We start from the raw sequence: 16455 nt of genomic DNA, 5'->3' as shown, positions 1-16455 counted from the left end.
TATGACGGCTTCCATGACGCGCTACGCGGGCCCGATCACCCAGGCCGAGGTCCACCCTCATGCCCTGGTCGCCGACGGATTCGCCGAGGATCAGGCCCTGGCCGAGGTGCTGGACCGCTATCCGGCCGACCTGTTCGACATCAACCTGTATGACTACGACGACGAGGGGCAGGTCAGCCTGCGGACCGGCGCGCGCGGACGCCTGAACGGCGCCGAACTGCTGGAGGCGATCCAGCAGGGCCGTCTGTGGGTCAATATGCGCAAGGTCGAACAGGGCTGGCCCGAGTTGTGGCGCGCGGCCATGGTCGACTTCGAGCGCATCCTCGGCGGTTATGGTCTGAAGGCGGCCAGCGCCAGCGGGCAACTGATCCTGTCGTCGCCCAAGGCGCGCGTGCCCTATCATTTCGACGCCGGCGGGGTGGTGCTGTTCCACATGCGCGGGCGCAAACGCCTGTTCGTCTATCCAGGCGACGAAGCCCATCTGCCGGAACGCAGCATGGAGCAGGTCGTCACCCGTCAAACGACCGAAGAGATTCCCTATCGCCGCGCCTTCGAGGACGACGCCCGCATCGTCGACCTTGAGCCGGGACAGGCGCTGACCTGGCCCTTCTATGCGCCGCATCGGGTCGAGAACCTGGATCAGTTCTGCGTCTCCCTGTCGGTGGAGTTACAGAGCTGGCCGTCGCGCATTCGCAACGGCGCCCTCTACACCAACGCCTTCCTGCGTAGCCGGGGAGGGGAGCCGCGCGCCACGGACCGCATGAGCAAGCCCGAGCTGGCCGCACGGTGGGCCGCGTCGGTGGCGCTGAAGCGCACAGGCCTGATGAAGAGCCGCATCGCCACGTTCGAGCGGGATTTCGAACCCGCTGTCGGCGCGACGGATGGCGCTGCGGCCTTGGCTCCCGATCGTGCAGACGGTTCCGCCGCCTGAGGGGGCCTTAGGTTAAAAGGGGTTCATGACCTCGATTTAAACTGACTTTGCGGGGCGCGGCCCTCAGTTTCTCCTGGACACAAAGACAGGGAGACCCGCTGATGAAACCCGCTGCAATCGCCGCCGCCATGGGAAGCGCGTTGGCTGCATCCGCCGTTCTGGCGGCGCCGGCCATGGCTGAGGACGTGACGATCCGCAACGCCGTGGCGCGCGTCATCGTCATCCCGGAAGACCGTTCCGACGTCGGCGTCGAGATCACGCAAGGCTCGGCCGGCCTGCCGGCGCTTCGCATCGAACGCCGAGGCGCGCAGGTCCGCATCGACGGTGGTCTGGGGCGCGGGCGCGGCATGAGCTTCAACGGCGGTCAGATCGGCTCCTGCAACAACGGTCCCGCAGGCGCGCGCCAGCCGGGCGAAGGCGCGACGGTCGAGGTGCGGGGCAAGGGCCGAATCCGCATGGAGGACGCTCCTCTGATCGTCCTGCGCACGCCGCGCGACGTCGAGGTCAGCGGCGGCGGCGCCATCTTCGGTTCGGTCGGCCGCGGCGCCCGGTCCGTCGAGCTGGGCAATGGAGGCTGCGGTTCCTGGACGGTGGCCAATGTCGACGGCGACGTGGATCTGTCGGTCGGCGGTTCGGGCTCGATCAGGGCCGGCACGTCGCGCAATCTGGAGGCCGCCGTGGGCGGGTCCGGCTCGGTCTTCGCCGGCGCCACGGGCAAGCTGGACGCCAGCGTAGGCGGTTCAGGCAGCATTGATGTGGCGCGTGTGGACGGCGAGACCCGCATCGCCATCGGCGGATCCGGCGACGTGCGGGTGCGCGGCGGCCGCGCCTCGACCCTGGAGGTCTCGATCGGCGGCTCCGGCGACGTAAACTTCGGCGGAACGGCGGGCGACGTCTCGGCGGCCATCGCCGGATCGGGCGACGTGCGTGTGGCCCAGGCCACGGGCGCGGTTTCGCGCTCGATCGTGGGATCAGGGGATCTGCGCATCGGCCGCTGACGCCGACAAGCCCCTGAAGGAGAAGGCCCGGGAGCGTGGAACCCCTCGGGCCTTTTTCGTGCCTGGAACCATGAGGGTCCGGCAAACAAAAACCCCGGCGGATCGCTCCGCCGGGGTTTCGTTGATCCGTGCGGTCCGAAGACCGCGAAGATCGATTAGTTGCCGAACAGGGCGGCCACGCCGTTGTGCGTGCGGCCCAGGTTGGCGCCGGCTTGGTCGCGGGCTTGCAGACCGCCGCCGAAGCTGTAGCGCATGCCGATCTTGAAGACGTTGGCGTCGACGTCCAGGTCCGAGGACTTGACGTAGTCGTAGCCGCCGAAGACCGAGTACGGGGTGTCGGCGAACTGGTACTCAGCAGCCACGCCGGCCGACCAGGCGTCCACGTCGCCGGCGCCGATGAAGATGTTGTCGGCGTCGACGTTGGTGTAGGCGGCGCCGCCGCTCAGGCGCAGTTGCGGCGTGGCGTAGAAGGCGGCGTCGCCGGCCACGGTCCAGATGTCGGCGTCAGCCGCGGTGCCGTACGAGACGACGCCCGTCAGGGTGGCGCGGTCCAGGTACTTCTGGCCTTCCAGACCGAAGGTGTTCAGCGTGGTGTTGCCGAATTCCGAAGCGCCGTAGAAGCCGCCGAAGCGCATGTCGTCGATCTTCTTCGACAGGTGCACGGCGCCGGCCAGGGTGGTTTCGTCGCCGGCGTGCTTGACGTCGGTGTAGGCGGCTTCAGCGTTGAAGGTGACGGTCCAGTCGCCGAACACCGACGAAGCGACCGTGCCGTCGATGACGCCGCGGTTGACGTCCGTGCCTTCGACGTCGGCGTAGTTGTAGGCGATGCCGACCGAGCCGATGGCGTCTTGAGCGAAGGCGGGAGCGGCGATCAGGGTCGCGGCGGCGACCGAAGCGAGAAAGACGGTTTTCATTTTTTTGTCCTTATATACTGCCGCCGGGACAGCTTGGCCGCTCCGGCGATGGGCAACACATAGGTCGCCCTTTTGCCTTTTGCCGTTACAAACGTGTCATGAACTCGTCGTCATTGGCTGATGTTGCCCAAAAGAGACGCATTAAGGCATAACTGCGTCAGTATACGGAGCGCATTGCGGCGGCGCCTTTCTGCGGCGTTCATCTGGCCGTTTTCCCGCCTCAGACCCTAACGGTCGGCCCGTGTTATGTTGCATTGCAGCGGGCGAAGAGGCGCGCGGGCGACGTGAGTCGCAAACCCTGACGGGGCGGGGATTTCCGCGCTTGACGGAAACGGAATCGGAAGGCATAAGCACCCCTCTTGTTGGACCGGCTGTGCACTTTCGGGTGCAGACGCGGTCCGCAGGGACGACCTAAGTTACTGTTCTTTGCAGCTTCTTGGGAACTTACGGCCTTCGCGGGGGACTGCGTGGGCCGCTCGTTTTTGCGGATTTGCGTTTCCTGGGGGCGAGTTATCGCTCTGAGGCTTCGGTCTTTGAAATGGTTCACAGGGACGCGGCTCCGGCCGCATGGGAATAACAACCGATATGGATCAAAGCATCCGCATCAGGCTCAAGGCCTTCGATCATCGCGTCCTCGACTTTTCGACGCGCGAAATCGTCAACACCGCCAAGCGCACGGGCGCGACCGTTCGCGGTCCGATCCCGTTGCCGACCCTGATCGAAAAGTTCACCGTGAACCGCTCGCCGCACGTCGACAAGAAGTCGCGCGAGCAGTTTGAAATCCGCACGCACAAGCGCGTGCTCGACATCGTCGACCCCACCCCGCAGACCGTGGACGCGCTCATGAAGCTCGACCTGTCCGCCGGCGTGGACGTCGAGATCAAGATCTAAGAAAGAAAGAGGCGGGATCCGACATGCGCACGGGCGTGATCGCCAAGAAGCTGGGGATGACCCGCGTGTTCGCCGATGACGGCGCACACGTTCCGGTCACTGTGCTCCAGCTCGACGGCTGCCAAGTCGTCGGCCAACGTACCAAGGAGCGCGACGGCTACGTCGCCCTTCAGCTGGGCGCTGGCGTTAAGAAGGCCAAGAACACGGCCAAGGCTCAACGCGAAGTCTTCGCGAAGGCCGAGGTCGAGCCTAAGGCCTATGTAACCGAGTTCCGCGTGGGTGAAGACGCCCTGCTGGACGTGGGCGCCGAGCTGTCGGCCGACCACTTCCTCGCGGGCCAGAAGGTCGACATCCAGGGCCATACCATTGGTAAGGGCTTTGCCGGCGCCATGAAGCGCTGGAACTTCGGTGGTCTGCGCGCCTCGCACGGCGTGTCGATTTCGCACCGTTCGCATGGTTCGACCGGCCAGCGTCAGGATCCGGGCAAGGTCTTCAAGGGCAAGAAGATGGCTGGCCATCTCGGCCAGGAAGTCGTCACGACCCAGAACCTGACCGTCGTCCGCGTCGATGCTGAACGTGGCCTGATCCTGATCAAGGGCGCTGTCCCGGGTCACGACGGCGCCTACGTCAAGATCAGCGACGCCATCAAGAAGGCCCGTCCTGCGGACGCCCCGTTCCCGGGCGCCGTGAAGTCGGCCGCTGCTCAACCCGCTTCGACCCCGGCTGAAGCGCCGGCCGTGGAAGCGACCGAAGGCGGTGAAGCGTAATGAAACTCTCGGTCATCAAACTCGACGGCAAGGCTGCTGGCGACGTTGAGCTGTCGGACGCCGTCTTCGGCATCTCCGACATCCGCGGCGACCTGCTGGCCCGTTACGTCAACTGGCAGCTGGCCAAGCGCCGCGCCGGTACGCACAAGGTTCAAACCCGCAACGAGAACTCTCGTACGGGCAAGAAGATGTACAAGCAGAAGGGCACCGGCGGCGCTCGTCACGGTTCGCGCCGTGCGCCGCAGTTCGTCGGCGGTTCGCGCGCCTTCGGTCCGGTTGTCCGCGACCACGGCTACTCGCTGCCGAAGAAGGTCCGCGCCCTGGCTCTGCGTCACGCCCTGTCGTCCAAGGCCAAGGCCGGCGACCTGGTCGTCGTCGACAGCGTCTCGGTCAAGGAAGCCAAGACGGCCTCGCTGCGCGAGACTTTCGGCAAGCTGGGCTGGACCAAGGCTCTGATCATCGCGGGTCCGGAAGTTGAAACCAACTTCGGCCTGGCCGCGCGCAACATCCCGCACATCGACGTGCTGCCGAACGCCGGCCTGAACGTCTATGACATCCTGCGGGCCGACAAACTGGTGCTGACCAAGGCGGCTGTTGAAGCCATCGAGGCGCGCTTCGCTGAGAAGGAAGCCGCATAATGGCCGCCGCTCAACCCACCGCCAAGCACTACGACACCATCCTGGCTCCGGTGATCACCGAGAAGGCCACGATCCTGTCGGAGCAGAACAAGGTCGTCTTCCGCGTCGCCGGCACGGCGACCAAGGACGAGATCGCTGCTGCGGTCGAAAGCCTGTTCAAAGTCAACGTCCTCAAGGTCAACACCCTGGTTCAAAAGGGCAAGACCAAGCGCTTCCGGGGCATCCTGGGCCGTCGCGTGGACATCAAGAAAGCGATCGTGACGCTGGCCGAAGGCCAGTCGATCGACGTCACGACGGGGCTCTAAGAAGATGGCTCTGAAGCATTACAATCCGACGTCGCCGGGCCGCCGCGCCCTGGTGCTGGTCGACCGTTCCGAGCTGCACAAAGGCCGCCCGGAGAAGTCGCTGACCGAAGGCCTGACCAAGTCGGGCGGTCGTGGTCAGGGCGGTCGCATCGCTGTCCGCTTCCGCGGCGGCGGCGCCAAGAAGCTGTACCGCAAGATCGACTTCAAGCGTCGCAAGTTCGACGTGGTCGGCACGGTCGAGCGTCTGGAATACGACCCCAACCGCACCGCCTTCATCGCCCTGGTGGTCTACCCGGACGGCGAGAAGACCTACATCATCGCGCCTCAGCGCCTTCACGCTGGCGACACCATCGTCGCGGGTGAGAAGGTCGACGTGAAGCCGGGCAACGCCATGCCGCTGCGCTCGATCCCCGTCGGCACCATCATCCACAACGTGGAGATGAAGCCGGGCAAGGGCGCTCAGCTGGCCCGTTCGGCCGGCGCCTACGCTCAACTGGTCGGTCGCGACCAGGGCTACGCTCAGATCCGTCTGGGCTCGGGCGAGCTTCGCATGGTTCTGGACGGCTGCATGGCCGTTGTCGGCGCCGTGTCGAACCCCGAGCACATGAACCAGAACCTGGGCAAGGCGGGCCGCAAGCGTCACATGGGCTGGCGTCCGCACGTCCGCGGCGTCGCCATGAACCCGATCGACCACCCGCATGGTGGTGGTGAAGGCCGGACCTCTGGTGGTCGCACCCCGGTTACGCCGTGGGGCAAGGACACCAAGGGCACCCGTACCCGCAAGAACAAGGCCACGGATAAGTTCATCATCCGTAGCCGTCACGTGAAGAAGGCTCGCTAAGAATGGCCCGCTCCTCCTGGAAAGGCCCGTTTGTCGACGGGTATCTGCTCAAGAAGGCCGACGCCGCTCAATCGTCGGGCCGCAAGGACGTGATCAAGACGTGGTCGCGCCGCTCCACCATCCTGCCGCAGTTCGTCGGTCTGACGTTCGGCGTCCACAACGGCCAGAAGCATGTGCCGGTGTCGGTCTCCGAAGAAATGGTCGGCATGAAGTTCGGCGAGTTCGCCCCGACCCGGAACTTCCCGGGCCACGCGGCGGACAAGAAGGCCAAGAGGAAGTAATCCATGGCCCAGACCAAGAACCCCCGTCGCGTTGAAGCGACCGAGGCCCGCGCCAAGCTGGTCAACGTCCGCATCAGCCCGCAGAAGCTGAACCTGGTGGCCGCGTCGATCCGCGGTCTGCCGGTCCAGAAGGCGCTGAACGAGCTGGAATTCAGCCACAAGCGCATCGCTGGCGATGTCCGCAAGGTTCTGTACTCGGCGATCTCGAACGCCGAGAACAACCACAACCTCGACATCGACAACCTGGTTGTCGCCGAGGCCTTCGTGGGCAAGAACCTGGTGATGAAGCGTTTCGCGAGCCGCGCTCGCGGTCGCTCCTCGCGCATCCTGAAACCCTTTAGCGAGATCACGATCGTGGTCCGTGAAGCCGGCGAGGCTGCCTGATGGGACAGAAAATCAATCCGATCGGTCTGCGCCTCGGCGTGAACCGCACGTGGGACAGCCGCTGGTTCGCCGGCGGCGCTGACTACGCCAAACTGCTCCACCAGGATCTGAAGCTGCGCACGTGGCTGAAGGAACGCCTGTCGGCCGCCGGCGTGTCGCGCATCATCATCGAGCGCCCCCACAAGAAGTGCCGCGTGACGATCTACGCCGCCCGCCCGGGCGTCGTGATCGGCAAGAAGGGCGCTGACATCGAGAAGCTCCGCAAGGACATCTCGGCCCGCACCGAAGGCGAAGTTCACCTGAACATCGTCGAAGTCCGCAAGCCGGAGACCGACGCTCAGCTGATCGCCGAGAACATCGCTCAGCAGCTGGAACGCCGTATCGCGTTCCGCCGCGCCATGAAGCGTTCGATGCAGTCGGCCATGCGCCTGGGCGCCAAGGGCGTCCGCATCAACGTCTCGGGCCGTCTGGGCGGCGCCGAAATCGCTCGTATGGAATGGTACCGCGAAGGTCGCGTGCCGCTTCACACGCTGCGCGCCGACATCGACTACGGCTTCTATGAAGCCAAGACGACCTACGGCATCATCGGCGTGAAGGTCTGGGTGTTTAAGGGTGAAGTGCTCGAGCACGACCCGATGGCCCAGGACAAGCGTTGGGCCCAGGAAGCCTCGGGTCCGTCGTCCAACGAAGGCCGTGAGCGCGGCCCCCGCGGTGATCGCGGTCCGCGCCGTGGTCGTGAGGGCTGATAGGCCATGTTGCAACCGAAAAAGACCAAGTACCGCAAGGCCTTCAAGGGCCGCATCCACGGCTCGTCCAAGGGTGGTTTCTCGCTGAACTTCGGCTCCTACGGTCTGAAGGCCGTCGAGCCGGAGCGCATCACGGCGCGTCAGATCGAAGCGGCTCGCCGCGCGATCACCCGTCAGATGAAGCGTCAGGGCCGCGTCTGGATCCGCATCTTCCCGGACGTGCCGGTCTCCGGCAAGCCGGCTGAAGTGCGGATGGGTAAGGGCAAGGGCGCGGTGGACCACTGGGCCGCTCGCGTGGCCCCGGGCCGCATCATGTTCGAAATCGACGGCGTGCCGGACGACGTGGCTCGTGAAGCGCTGCGCCTCGGCGCCGCCAAGCTGCCGATCCGCACCAAGGTGGTCACTCGCCTGGACGCCGGCATCGTTACGGAGCAAGCCGCCTAATGACCAAGATCGCCGATCTCCGGTCGCAAACCGTCGACCAACTGTCCGACGAGCTGCTGAAGCTCAAGAAGGAACAGTTCAACCTGCGCTTCCAGGCCGCCACCGGCCAGATGGAAAAGACCCACCGGGTCTCGGAAGTGCGCAAGGACATCGCTCGCATCTCGACGCTTCTGCGCGAGAAGCGTGCGGCCTCGTAAGGAAACACCGATGCCCAAACGCATTCTTGAAGGCGTGGTCGTCTCCGACAAGGGCGACAAGACCGTCGTCGTGAAGGTCGAGCGCACCCTGCTGCACCCGCTGCTCCGCAAGACGGTCCGCAAGTCCAAGAACTACCACGCCCACGATGAAGCTAACGCTCTCAAAGTCGGCGATATCGCGCGCATCATCGAATGCGCCCCCAAGTCCAAGCTGAAGCGCTGGGAAATCATTTCCCCGTCTTCGGCTTCGTAAGAAGAAGGATCGGATCCCATGATCCAGATGCAAACTAACCTGGAGGTCGCCGATAACTCGGGCGCCCGCCGGGTCATGTGCATCAAGGTGTTGGGCGGCTCCAAGCGCCGCTACGCCTCGATCGGCGACACCATCGTCGCCTCGGTGAAGGAAGCGATTCCGCGCGGGCCGCGTGAAGAAGGGCGACGTCGTTCGCGCCATCGTCGTGCGCACCGCCAAGGACATCCAGCGCAAAGACGGCTCTGTCATCCGTTTCGACAAGTCTGCCGCCGTCATCGTCAACAAGCAGAACGAGCCTGTCGGCACCCGTATCTTCGGCCCGGTTCCGCGCGAGCTGCGCGCCAAGAACCACATGAAGATCATCTCGCTGGCTCCGGAGGTTCTGTAACCATGGCCGCCAAGATCAAGAAGGGCGACAACGTCGTCGTCCTGACCGGCAAGGACAAGGGCCGCACCGGCAAGGTGATGCAGGTTCTGCCGACGGAAAACCGCGTCGTCGTGCAAGGCGTCAACATGGTTCAGCGCCACACGCGCCCGACCCAGGCTGACCCGCAAGGCGGCATCAAGCACAAGGAAGCCTCGCTTCACCTGTCGAACGTCGCGATCGTCGACGCCAACGGCAAGGCGACCCGCGTGGGCTTCAAGGTCGAAGGGGACAAGAAGGTCCGCTTCGCCAAGTCGACGGGAGACGTCATCTGATGGCCGACACCAAGTACACGCCGCGTCTCAAGACCGACTATCAGGACCGCATCCGCGGCGTCCTGAAGGAAAAGTTCGGCTACACCAATGAGATGCAGATCCCCAAGCTGGACAAGATCGTCCTGAACATGGGTATCGGTGAAGCTGTCGCCGACTCCAAGAAGGCCAACGCGGCCCTCAAGGATCTGACCGCCATCGCCGGTCAGAAGGCTGTGCCGACCAAGGGCTCGTAACTCCATCGCCGGCTTCAAGCTGCGCGAAGGCATGGTCATCGGCGGCAAGGTCACGCTGCGCGGCGCCCAGATGTACGAGTTCCTGGACCGCTTCATCACGATCGCCCTGCCGCGCGTGAAGGACTTCCGGGGCCTGAAGGGCACTTCGTTCGACGGTCGCGGCAACTACGCCACGGGTCTGAAGGAGCACATCGTGTTCCCGGAGATCAACTACGACCAGATCGACCAGATGTGGGGCATGGACATCATTGTCTGCACCACGGCCAAGACCGATGAGGAAGCCAAGGCTCTCCTCACCGAGTTCAAGTTCCCGTTCGTGAACTGATCGGGAAGGGAAGAGAACAATGGCTAAGAAAAGCGCCGTAAACCGCAACGAAGCCGTCAAGGCCCTGGTTGCGAAGTATGCCGCGAAGCGGGAAGCCCTGAAGGCCACCGCCAACGACGAGAGCCTGCCGCTGGAGGAGCGCTTCGACGCGCGCCTGAAGCTGGCGGCCCTGCCGCGTAACTCCGCGCCGACCCGCATTCGCAACCGTTGCGAAGTCACGGGCCGTCCGCGGGCTTACTACCGCAAGCTCAAGATGAGCCGTGTCGCCCTGCGTGAGCTGGGCAACATGGGTCAGATCCCCGGCCTGACGAAGTCGAGCTGGTAAGGGGAGCGAACAGACATGATGATCAACGATCCCCTGAGCGACATGATCGCTCGCATCAAGAACGCGGCCACCCGCAAGCGTTCGTCGGTGCTCACCCCGGCTTCCCGTCTACGTCAGCGCGTCCTCGACGTGCTGCAGGACGAAGGCTACATCCGCGGCTACTCGCTGGTTCAAAACCCCGGTGAGTTTCCGCAGTTCGAGATCGAGCTGAAGTATTTCGACGGCCAGCCGGTGATCGCCGAGATCGCCCGCGTGTCGAAGCCCGGCCGTCGCGTCTATTCGGCCATCGGCGATCTTAAGCCGGTCAAGAACGGCCTCGGCATCTCGATCCTTTCGACTTCGAAGGGCGTCATGTCCGACGCCGCCGCTCGCGACGCCAACGTCGGCGGCGAAGTCCTCTGCAGGGTCTACTGATATGTCTCGTATCGGCAAGAAAACCATCGCTGTGCCGAAGGGCGTGACCGTCACGCTCAACGGTCAGGACATCACCGTGAAGGGTCCGAAGGGCGAACGCTCCTGGACCGTCGCCGAAGAGATCGAAGTCAAGCAGGAAGGCGACGAACTGTCGCTGACCCCGCGTTCGGACACCCAGCGCGCTCGCGCCATGTGGGGTCTGTCGCGCACCCTGGTCGCCAACATGGTGACCGGCGTGACCGACGGCTTCGAGAAGACCCTGGAACTGGTCGGCGTCGGTTACCGCGCCGCCCTGAAGGGCAAGGATCTCTCGCTGCAGCTCGGCTTCTCGCACGACGTGGACATCGTTCCGCCGGAAGGCATCACCTTCGCCGTGCCGAAGCAGACCGAGATCAAGATCTCGGGCAACGACAAGCAGGCTGTGGGCGAAATCGCCGCCGTCATCCGCAAGATGCGTCCGCCGGAACCCTATAAGGGCAAGGGCGTGCGCTACCAGGGCGAGTTCGTCCGGCGCAAGGAAGGCAAGAAGAAGTAAGTCATGGCTCTTTCTCTTCAACAACAAGCCAAGCGCCGCGCCGAGCGCACCCGTCGTCGCCTCAAGGCGGTGGCCAATGGTCGTCTGCGTCTGTCGGTCTTCCGTTCGGACAAGAACATCTCGGCTCAGATCATCGACGATGCCCAGGGCATCACGGTGGCTTCCGCCTCGTCGCTGGAAGGCGGCAAGGGTTCCAAGGGTTCGGACGTCGCAGCCGCCGCCAAGATTGGCAAGCTGATCGCCGAGCGCGCCATCGAGAAGGGCGTCACGGACGTCGTCTTCGACCGTGGCGGCTACATCTATCACGGCCGGGTCAAGGCGCTGGCGGAAGCCGCGCGCGAAGCCGGTCTGAACTTCTAAGGGAACGGCAAGCATGGCTCGTGAACCCCAACGCGGCGGCGGCGATCGCAACCGTCGCGACAACCGCAACGCTCCCGTTGAAGGTCCGGATTCGGACATCATCGAGAAGCTGGTGCACATCAACCGCGTCGCCGCCACCGTCAAAGGCGGCCGCCGGTTCTCGTTCGCGGCCCTGATGGTCGTCGGCGACGGCAAAGGCCGCGTCGGCTTCGGTCACGGCAAGGCGCGCGAAGTGCCGGAAGCCATCCGTAAGGCGACCGAAGAAGCCAAGAAGACCATGATCAAGGTTCCACTGCGCGAGAACCGCACCCTGCACCACGACGGCTCGGGCCGTTGGGGCGCCGGCAAGATCATGATGCGCGCTGCCCCTCCGGGCACGGGCGTCATCGCGGGCGGTCCGATGCGTGCGGTCCTCGAAACCCTCGGCGTCCAGGACGTCGTGGGCAAGTCGACCGGCTCGTCGAACCCCTACAACATGATCCGCGCCACCTTCGAAGCTCTGAAGGTTCAGTCGTCGCCGCGCCAGATCGCCTCCAAGCGGGGCAAGAAGGTGTCCGACCTGATGGGCCGCCGCAATGACGGCGCCTCGGCGCCGGAAGCCGTGGAGGGCTGATAGATGGCCAAGACCGAAAACAAGACTGTGACCGTCCGTCAGACGGCGAGCCCGATCCGCCGCAAGTCGGATCAGCGCGCCACTCTGGTGGGCCTGGGTCTCAACCAGATCGGCCGTGAGTCGACCCTGGAAGACACCCCCTCCGTCCGTGGGATGATCGCCAAGGTCGCCCACATGGTGGAAGTGGTCGAGAAGTAAGACGGTTCGCCCTCTCCCGTTCGCGGGGGAGGGCGTTTCGCTTTATGAAGGAAGCATCTTGCGATGCTGACGCGGGTCGCTTAATCAGCGGCCCTTCAATTTATCCAACGCCGAGTCAGGACCGCCTGGCGGACCTGGCGCTAGAACCCGAAAGGATCAGGCAATGAAGCTGAACGAAATCCGTGACAACGAAGGCGCCGCCAAGAAGCGTATGCGCGTCGGCCGCGGCCCGGGCTCGGGCAAGGGCAAGACCGCCGGTCGCGGCGTCAAGGGTCAGAAGTCGCGTTCGGGCGTCGCCATCGGCGGCTTCGAAGGCGGCCAGATGCCGCTGTACATGCGTATGCCGAAGCGCGGCTTCAACGTGCCGAACGCGCCGAAGCTGGCTGAAGTCAACCTGTGGCGCCTGCAAGAGGCCGTCGACGCCGGCAAGCTGGACGCCAAGGCCGAGATCAACGGCGCGGCCCTGGTCGCCGCCGGCGTGATCCGTCGCGTCAAGGACGGCGTGCGCGTCCTGGGCGAAGGCGAACTGAAGGCCAAGCTGAACCTGGTCGTGTGGTCGGCCTCGTCGGGCGCCGTCAAGGCGATCGAAGCCGCCGGCGGCTCGGTCACCCAGCAGCGCATCGAAGCCGAAGCCAAGGCTGCGGCTCGCCTCGAAAAGCGGAACGCCGCTCGCGGCAAGGCGCCGGAACCCAAGGCTCCGAAGGGCGACGCCAACAAGATCTCGGCTCGCGCCAAGCGCACCGCCGCCAAGGCCTAAAATCCGATATCGTCATCCCGTCGGAGCGCGGCTTTCGCGCCTCCGCCGGGATCGTCCGGACCGGGATGACGATTTTCCGAAAGCGGCCCTCGCAAGAGCGCCGCTTTCCGCCTATCTGACGACGGGCATAGTCGTGGGGACCGCCTGATGGCTTCGGCCGCTGAACAACTTGCTGCCAATATGAACATGGGCTCGTTCGCGAAAGCGACCGAGCTGCACAAGCGCCTGCTGTTCACGCTGGGCGCGCTGCTGGTTTACCGGATCGGCACCTATGTTCCGATCCCTGGGATCAACGGCGAGGCCTTCCTGGCCTTCTTCCAGAACCCGGATGGCCAACGCGGCATCCTGGACATGTTCAACATGTTCTCGGGCGGCGCCGTCGAGCGCATGGCCGTGTTCGCGCTGAACGTCATGCCCTACATCTCGGCGTCGATCATCGTCCAGCTGATGGGCGCGGTGTATCCGCCGTGGGAGAAGCTGAAGAAGGAAGGCGGCGAGTCGGGCCGCAAGCAGCTGAACCAGTACACCCGCTATCTGACGGTGTTCCTGGCCCTGGCCCAGTCCTTCGGCATTGCGGTGGGCCTGAACGCCCAGCCGGGCCTGATCGACCAGCCGGGTCTGTTCTTCATTATTTCGACGGTCACCGTCCTGACCGGCGGCACCATGTTCCTGATGTGGCTGGGCGAGCAGGTGACGGCGCGCGGCGTCGGCAACGGCATCTCCCTGATCATCTTCGCGGGCATCGTGGCGGTTCTGCCGTCGACGGTGGCGCGGATGCTGGGCCTGGCCCAGCAGGGTCAGATGTCGGCCTTCACCCTGCTGTTCATCGCCATCATGGCGGTGGCGGTCATCGTCTTCATCGTCTTCATGGAACGCGCCCAGCGCCGCCTTCTGATCCAGTATCCGAAGCGCCAGGAAGGCAACCGCATGACGGGCGGCGAGCGCAGCTTCCTGCCGCTGAAGGTCAACACCGCGGGCGTGATCCCGGCCATCTTCGCCTCGTCGCTGCTGATGCTGCCGACGACGGTGGCCCAGTTCACGGCCAATGCGAACCTGCCGGACTGGATGAGCTGGCTGCCCCTGGTGACGGCCCAGCTGACGCACGGCCAGCCGGTGTTCATGATCCTGTACGCCGTCCTGATCGTCTTCTTCTGCTTCTTCTACACCTCGATCACCTTCAACCCCGAGGACACGGCCGAGAACCTGCGCAAGTACGGCGGCTTCCTGCCGGGCATCCGTCCGGGCAAGCGCACGGCCGAGTATCTGGACTATGTCCTGACGCGCCTGACGGTGATCGGCGCCGCCTACATCACCGCCGTCTGTCTGCTGCCGGAGTTCCTGGTCAGCAGCCTGGGCAACAGCCTGTACTTTGGCGGAACGTCTATCTTGATCGTGGTCTCGGTGACGATGGACACTGTCGCCCAGATCCAGTCGCACCTGCTGGCGCACCAGTACGAAGGGCTGATCAAGAAGGCCAAGTTGCGCGGCCGTGGCCGGGGCGGTTCCGCTCCTGTCCGTCGCTGAACGGGTAGGGGAGCCCGGAATATAAAATGAACCTGATCCTGTTCGGGCCGCCTGCGGCCGGCAAGGGCACCCAGGCCAAGCGGCTGGTCGAAGAGCGGGGCATGGTCCAGCTTTCGACCGGCGACATGCTGCGCGCGGCGATCGCTTCCGGCTCGGAGCTGGGGTTGAAGGTCAAGGACGTGCTGGCGCGCGGCGACCTCGTCACCGACGAGATCGTCATCGCCCTGATCGAAGCCCGCCTGCCGGAGGCCGAGGCCGCCGGCGGCGCCATCTTCGACGGCTTCCCCCGCACGGTGGCTCAGGCTGAAGCCCTGGACGCCATGCTGGCCAAGCGCGGCGCCCAGATCGACAGCGTCATCCGCCTGAAGGTTGACGACGCCGCCCTGACCGACCGTATCGGCAAGCGTTTCGCCGAGCAGGGCCGGGCGGACGACAACCCCGAGACCTTCAAGGACCGCCTGGCCGTGTACAACCGCCAGACCGCGCCGTTGCTTCCCTACTATACAGACCAGGGCAAGCTGACCGAGGTCGACGGCATGGGCGACATCGCCTCCGTGGCCGCCGCTATCGACGCGGCGCTGGACGCCTGAGCGGACACGCGGTCTGATCCCCTCGACTTCTGAAGCGTTAGCGTTCGGAAGCCTGTGCGGGAGAGACGGTTGCGGCTGAAACGAATGAAGCAATGGCGCTGGGGCGCAGCGGGGCTTGTGGCCCTTCTGCACCTCGGCGCCTTTGTGCTTTTGGGCGTAGGGCGGCCCGAGGCTCCTTTCATTGCGCTGCCGCCGCCCATTATTGTCGACTTGGTTCGGCCGGAGCCGATCTCACCTCCGCCGCCCCCGCCGCCTCCAGAACCTGCATCGTCTCAAGGGGGCGGCGCTCCAGCCGCGCCGTCGGTCGTGCGTCCGGCGCGTCCTCGTCCTGAACCGCCCAAGCCGGAAGTCACGCCGCCGCCACGTCCTGCCCCGGAGCAGCCGCTGGTGATCGGCGTTGCGCCTGAACCTGGCCCGACGCCTGGTCAGGGGCAGGGCGGGCAGGGGACCGGCAGCGGGGGCGGCAGCGGCTCGGGCGTCGGCTCTGGCGTGGGAGACGGCCCGCCGCGCATCATTCGCGGCCCCACGGTGGGCGAGCTGCGGACGCTGCATCCGCGCGAGGCCTTCCGTCAGCGGCGCGGCGGTCAGGCGACGCTGGCCTGCCGGGTTCGCCTCGACACCACGCTCAGTGATTGCCGCCTGGTCGACGAATCGCCGCCGGGGATGGGATTCGGTCAGGCGGCCCTTGCGGCCTCGCGTTATTTCCGCTTTCGTCCTCCGACGCAGAACGGAGCGCCGATTGATGGTCGAGAGGTCCGGGTGGGGGTCGAATGGCCCTGAGCCAGCCTGCTCACGGCGCTTGCCCGTTGACGCATCGGGAATCCCCTGTATAAGGGCGGCCTTCCGCGAAGGGCGTACACGCTCCTGGTCTGTTGACCGGAGCGGTTTCTGCGTCTGATTAACGCGTACTTGGAGAATTTCGTGGCCCGTATCGCAGGCGTCAACATTCCGACCAACAAGCGCGTTGAAATCGCGCTTCAGTACATCCACGGCATTGGCGCGCACAACGCCAAGGAAATCACGGCCAAGATCGGCATCGAGCCGGCTCGCCGCGTGAACCAGCTGACCGACGCGGAGATCCTGCAGATCCGCGAAACCATCGACCGCGACTACACCGTCGAAGGCGACCTGCGCCGCGAGACGTCGATGAACATCAAGCGCCTGATGGACCTGGCCTGCTACCGCGGCCTGCGCCACCGTAAGGGCCTGCCGGTCCGCGGCCAGCGCACCCACACCAACGCTCGCACCCGCAAGGGTCCGGCCAAGCCGATCGCCGGCAAGAAGAAGTAAGA

Annotated in this window: 26 protein-coding genes and 2 pseudogenes; 27 read left to right on the top strand and 1 reads right to left on the bottom strand. The window is 65.1% G+C overall.

Annotated features, from left to right (window positions below):
• Position 1 precedes the first annotated feature (1 nt).
• Both FGL25_RS10225 and FGL25_RS10220 read left to right on the top strand, forming a co-directional pair.
• A complete protein-coding gene (locus tag FGL25_RS10225) occupies positions 2 to 931 on the top strand; it encodes a transcriptional regulator (protein ID WP_138141623.1) in 930 nt (309 codons plus the stop codon).
• Between the two features lie 101 nt (positions 932 to 1032).
• Positions 1033 to 1929, top strand: coding sequence for a GIN domain-containing protein (locus FGL25_RS10220; RefSeq protein ID WP_003164364.1), 897 nt, complete (start codon positions 1033 to 1035; stop codon positions 1927 to 1929).
• A gap of 155 nt (positions 1930 to 2084) precedes the next feature.
• Here the strand turns inward: FGL25_RS10220 and FGL25_RS10215 are convergent, their stop codons facing one another.
• Positions 2085 to 2843: an outer membrane protein gene (locus tag FGL25_RS10215; RefSeq protein ID WP_003164365.1), complete on the bottom strand. Its 759-nt coding sequence runs from the start codon at positions 2841 to 2843 to the stop codon at positions 2085 to 2087.
• Positions 2844 to 3428: 585 nt separating this feature from the next.
• Here FGL25_RS10215 and rpsJ point away from each other — a divergent pair.
• From rpsJ to rpsM, 25 genes and pseudogenes are all read left to right on the top strand, one after another.
• Positions 3429 to 3734, top strand: a complete 306-nt coding sequence (gene rpsJ / locus FGL25_RS10210; RefSeq protein WP_003164367.1) for a 30S ribosomal protein S10 — start codon at positions 3429 to 3431, stop codon at positions 3732 to 3734.
• Positions 3735 to 3757: 23 nt separating this feature from the next.
• The gene (gene rplC, locus FGL25_RS10205) at positions 3758 to 4501 is read left to right on the top strand and encodes a 50S ribosomal protein L3 (RefSeq protein ID WP_003164368.1); all 744 of its coding nucleotides are present in this window, start codon (positions 3758 to 3760) and stop codon (positions 4499 to 4501) included.
• Positions 4501 to 5139 carry a 50S ribosomal protein L4 gene (gene rplD, locus FGL25_RS10200; protein ID WP_003164369.1) on the top strand — a complete coding sequence of 213 codons (639 nt, stop codon included), beginning with the start codon at positions 4501 to 4503 and terminating at the stop codon, positions 5137 to 5139. The genes rplC and rplD overlap by 1 nt, the downstream gene beginning before the upstream one ends.
• On the top strand, positions 5139 to 5444 hold the full coding sequence (locus FGL25_RS10195) for a 50S ribosomal protein L23 (RefSeq protein ID WP_003164370.1): 306 nt from the start codon (positions 5139 to 5141) through the stop codon (positions 5442 to 5444). The genes rplD and FGL25_RS10195 overlap by 1 nt, the downstream gene beginning before the upstream one ends.
• Before the next feature lie 4 nt (positions 5445 to 5448).
• A complete protein-coding gene (gene rplB / locus FGL25_RS10190) occupies positions 5449 to 6285 on the top strand; it encodes a 50S ribosomal protein L2 (RefSeq protein ID WP_003164371.1) in 837 nt (278 codons plus the stop codon).
• A 2-nt stretch (positions 6286 to 6287) separates the two neighbouring features.
• Positions 6288 to 6566 (top strand): 30S ribosomal protein S19, encoded by a 279-nt coding sequence (gene rpsS / locus FGL25_RS10185; RefSeq protein ID WP_003164372.1) that lies wholly within the window; start codon positions 6288 to 6290, stop codon positions 6564 to 6566.
• A 3-nt stretch (positions 6567 to 6569) separates the two neighbouring features.
• Positions 6570 to 6950, top strand: coding sequence for a 50S ribosomal protein L22 (gene rplV, locus FGL25_RS10180; RefSeq protein ID WP_003164373.1), 381 nt, complete (start codon positions 6570 to 6572; stop codon positions 6948 to 6950).
• Positions 6950 to 7696, top strand: coding sequence for a 30S ribosomal protein S3 (gene rpsC, locus FGL25_RS10175; RefSeq protein WP_003164374.1), 747 nt, complete (start codon positions 6950 to 6952; stop codon positions 7694 to 7696). The genes rplV and rpsC overlap by 1 nt, the downstream gene beginning before the upstream one ends.
• Before the next feature lie 6 nt (positions 7697 to 7702).
• Positions 7703 to 8140, top strand: coding sequence for a 50S ribosomal protein L16 (gene rplP, locus FGL25_RS10170; RefSeq protein WP_003164375.1), 438 nt, complete (start codon positions 7703 to 7705; stop codon positions 8138 to 8140).
• Positions 8140 to 8337: a 50S ribosomal protein L29 gene (rpmC, locus tag FGL25_RS10165; RefSeq protein ID WP_003164376.1), complete on the top strand. Its 198-nt coding sequence runs from the start codon at positions 8140 to 8142 to the stop codon at positions 8335 to 8337. The genes rplP and rpmC overlap by 1 nt, the downstream gene beginning before the upstream one ends.
• 10 nt (positions 8338 to 8347) lie before the next feature.
• Positions 8348 to 8590, top strand: coding sequence for a 30S ribosomal protein S17 (gene rpsQ, locus FGL25_RS10160; RefSeq protein WP_003164377.1), 243 nt, complete (start codon positions 8348 to 8350; stop codon positions 8588 to 8590).
• Positions 8591 to 8608: 18 nt separating this feature from the next.
• Positions 8609 to 8978, top strand: a pseudogene (gene rplN / locus FGL25_RS10155) (50S ribosomal protein L14).
• Between the two features lie 2 nt (positions 8979 to 8980).
• Positions 8981 to 9289, top strand: a complete 309-nt coding sequence (gene rplX / locus FGL25_RS10150; protein WP_003164379.1) for a 50S ribosomal protein L24 — start codon at positions 8981 to 8983, stop codon at positions 9287 to 9289.
• Positions 9289 to 9847 (top strand): annotated as a pseudogene (rplE, locus tag FGL25_RS10145) (50S ribosomal protein L5). The gene rplX and the pseudogene rplE overlap by 1 nt, the downstream one beginning before the upstream one ends.
• Positions 9848 to 9866: 19 nt before the next feature.
• The gene (gene rpsN / locus FGL25_RS10140; RefSeq protein ID WP_003164381.1) at positions 9867 to 10172 is read left to right on the top strand and encodes a 30S ribosomal protein S14; all 306 of its coding nucleotides are present in this window, start codon (positions 9867 to 9869) and stop codon (positions 10170 to 10172) included.
• Between the two features lie 15 nt (positions 10173 to 10187).
• Entirely contained in the window at positions 10188 to 10586 is a 399-nt protein-coding gene (gene rpsH / locus FGL25_RS10135; RefSeq protein ID WP_003170021.1) for a 30S ribosomal protein S8, read from the top strand.
• 1 nt (position 10587) lies between these two features.
• The gene (gene rplF, locus FGL25_RS10130) at positions 10588 to 11121 is read left to right on the top strand and encodes a 50S ribosomal protein L6 (RefSeq protein ID WP_040345018.1); all 534 of its coding nucleotides are present in this window, start codon (positions 10588 to 10590) and stop codon (positions 11119 to 11121) included.
• Between the two features lie 3 nt (positions 11122 to 11124).
• Entirely contained in the window at positions 11125 to 11481 is a 357-nt protein-coding gene (gene rplR / locus FGL25_RS10125; protein ID WP_003164382.1) for a 50S ribosomal protein L18, read from the top strand.
• A gap of 13 nt (positions 11482 to 11494) precedes the next feature.
• Positions 11495 to 12094 (top strand): 30S ribosomal protein S5, encoded by a 600-nt coding sequence (gene rpsE / locus FGL25_RS10120; protein WP_003164383.1) that lies wholly within the window; start codon positions 11495 to 11497, stop codon positions 12092 to 12094.
• A gap of 3 nt (positions 12095 to 12097) precedes the next feature.
• On the top strand, positions 12098 to 12292 hold the full coding sequence (rpmD, locus tag FGL25_RS10115; RefSeq protein ID WP_003164384.1) for a 50S ribosomal protein L30: 195 nt from the start codon (positions 12098 to 12100) through the stop codon (positions 12290 to 12292).
• Between the two features lie 163 nt (positions 12293 to 12455).
• Positions 12456 to 13049, top strand: a complete 594-nt coding sequence (gene rplO / locus FGL25_RS10110; protein WP_076224065.1) for a 50S ribosomal protein L15 — start codon at positions 12456 to 12458, stop codon at positions 13047 to 13049.
• Between the two features lie 147 nt (positions 13050 to 13196).
• The gene (gene secY / locus FGL25_RS10105) at positions 13197 to 14573 is read left to right on the top strand and encodes a preprotein translocase subunit SecY (RefSeq protein WP_003164387.1); all 1377 of its coding nucleotides are present in this window, start codon (positions 13197 to 13199) and stop codon (positions 14571 to 14573) included.
• A 26-nt stretch (positions 14574 to 14599) separates the two neighbouring features.
• A complete protein-coding gene (locus FGL25_RS10100) occupies positions 14600 to 15163 on the top strand; it encodes an adenylate kinase (protein WP_003164388.1) in 564 nt (187 codons plus the stop codon).
• A 387-nt stretch (positions 15164 to 15550) separates the two neighbouring features.
• Positions 15551 to 15943 (top strand): TonB family protein, encoded by a 393-nt coding sequence (locus FGL25_RS16955; RefSeq protein WP_197733821.1) that lies wholly within the window; start codon positions 15551 to 15553, stop codon positions 15941 to 15943.
• Positions 15944 to 16084: 141 nt separating this feature from the next.
• Positions 16085 to 16453 (top strand): 30S ribosomal protein S13, encoded by a 369-nt coding sequence (gene rpsM / locus FGL25_RS10090; RefSeq protein WP_003164389.1) that lies wholly within the window; start codon positions 16085 to 16087, stop codon positions 16451 to 16453.
• Positions 16454 to 16455 lie beyond the last annotated feature (2 nt).

This window comes from Brevundimonas vancanneytii (assembly GCF_901421975.1).
GTDB lineage: Bacteria > Pseudomonadota > Alphaproteobacteria > Caulobacterales > Caulobacteraceae > Brevundimonas > Brevundimonas diminuta.
This window is presented reverse-complemented; position numbering and strand designations above follow the sequence as displayed.

What these genes read in the sequence shown, in the direction of transcription:
- FGL25_RS10225 (WP_138141623.1), top strand. Translation starts at nt 2, where the DNA reads ATGACGGCTTCCATGACGCGCTACGCGGGCCCGATCACCCAGGCCGAG.
- FGL25_RS10220 (WP_003164364.1), top strand. Translation starts at nt 1,033, where the DNA reads ATGAAACCCGCTGCAATCGCCGCCGCCATGGGAAGCGCGTTGGCTGCA.
- FGL25_RS10215 (WP_003164365.1), bottom strand. Translation starts at nt 2,843, where the DNA reads ATGAAAACCGTCTTTCTCGCTTCGGTCGCCGCCGCGACCCTGATCGCC.
- rpsJ (WP_003164367.1), top strand. Translation starts at nt 3,429, where the DNA reads ATGGATCAAAGCATCCGCATCAGGCTCAAGGCCTTCGATCATCGCGTC.
- rplC (WP_003164368.1), top strand. Translation starts at nt 3,758, where the DNA reads ATGCGCACGGGCGTGATCGCCAAGAAGCTGGGGATGACCCGCGTGTTC.
- rplD (WP_003164369.1), top strand. Translation starts at nt 4,501, where the DNA reads ATGAAACTCTCGGTCATCAAACTCGACGGCAAGGCTGCTGGCGACGTT.
- FGL25_RS10195 (WP_003164370.1), top strand. Translation starts at nt 5,139, where the DNA reads ATGGCCGCCGCTCAACCCACCGCCAAGCACTACGACACCATCCTGGCT.
- rplB (WP_003164371.1), top strand. Translation starts at nt 5,449, where the DNA reads ATGGCTCTGAAGCATTACAATCCGACGTCGCCGGGCCGCCGCGCCCTG.
- rpsS (WP_003164372.1), top strand. Translation starts at nt 6,288, where the DNA reads ATGGCCCGCTCCTCCTGGAAAGGCCCGTTTGTCGACGGGTATCTGCTC.
- rplV (WP_003164373.1), top strand. Translation starts at nt 6,570, where the DNA reads ATGGCCCAGACCAAGAACCCCCGTCGCGTTGAAGCGACCGAGGCCCGC.
- rpsC (WP_003164374.1), top strand. Translation starts at nt 6,950, where the DNA reads ATGGGACAGAAAATCAATCCGATCGGTCTGCGCCTCGGCGTGAACCGC.
- rplP (WP_003164375.1), top strand. Translation starts at nt 7,703, where the DNA reads ATGTTGCAACCGAAAAAGACCAAGTACCGCAAGGCCTTCAAGGGCCGC.
- rpmC (WP_003164376.1), top strand. Translation starts at nt 8,140, where the DNA reads ATGACCAAGATCGCCGATCTCCGGTCGCAAACCGTCGACCAACTGTCC.
- rpsQ (WP_003164377.1), top strand. Translation starts at nt 8,348, where the DNA reads ATGCCCAAACGCATTCTTGAAGGCGTGGTCGTCTCCGACAAGGGCGAC.
- rplX (WP_003164379.1), top strand. Translation starts at nt 8,981, where the DNA reads ATGGCCGCCAAGATCAAGAAGGGCGACAACGTCGTCGTCCTGACCGGC.
- rpsN (WP_003164381.1), top strand. Translation starts at nt 9,867, where the DNA reads ATGGCTAAGAAAAGCGCCGTAAACCGCAACGAAGCCGTCAAGGCCCTG.
- rpsH (WP_003170021.1), top strand. Translation starts at nt 10,188, where the DNA reads ATGATGATCAACGATCCCCTGAGCGACATGATCGCTCGCATCAAGAAC.
- rplF (WP_040345018.1), top strand. Translation starts at nt 10,588, where the DNA reads ATGTCTCGTATCGGCAAGAAAACCATCGCTGTGCCGAAGGGCGTGACC.
- rplR (WP_003164382.1), top strand. Translation starts at nt 11,125, where the DNA reads ATGGCTCTTTCTCTTCAACAACAAGCCAAGCGCCGCGCCGAGCGCACC.
- rpsE (WP_003164383.1), top strand. Translation starts at nt 11,495, where the DNA reads ATGGCTCGTGAACCCCAACGCGGCGGCGGCGATCGCAACCGTCGCGAC.
- rpmD (WP_003164384.1), top strand. Translation starts at nt 12,098, where the DNA reads ATGGCCAAGACCGAAAACAAGACTGTGACCGTCCGTCAGACGGCGAGC.
- rplO (WP_076224065.1), top strand. Translation starts at nt 12,456, where the DNA reads ATGAAGCTGAACGAAATCCGTGACAACGAAGGCGCCGCCAAGAAGCGT.
- secY (WP_003164387.1), top strand. Translation starts at nt 13,197, where the DNA reads ATGGCTTCGGCCGCTGAACAACTTGCTGCCAATATGAACATGGGCTCG.
- FGL25_RS10100 (WP_003164388.1), top strand. Translation starts at nt 14,600, where the DNA reads ATGAACCTGATCCTGTTCGGGCCGCCTGCGGCCGGCAAGGGCACCCAG.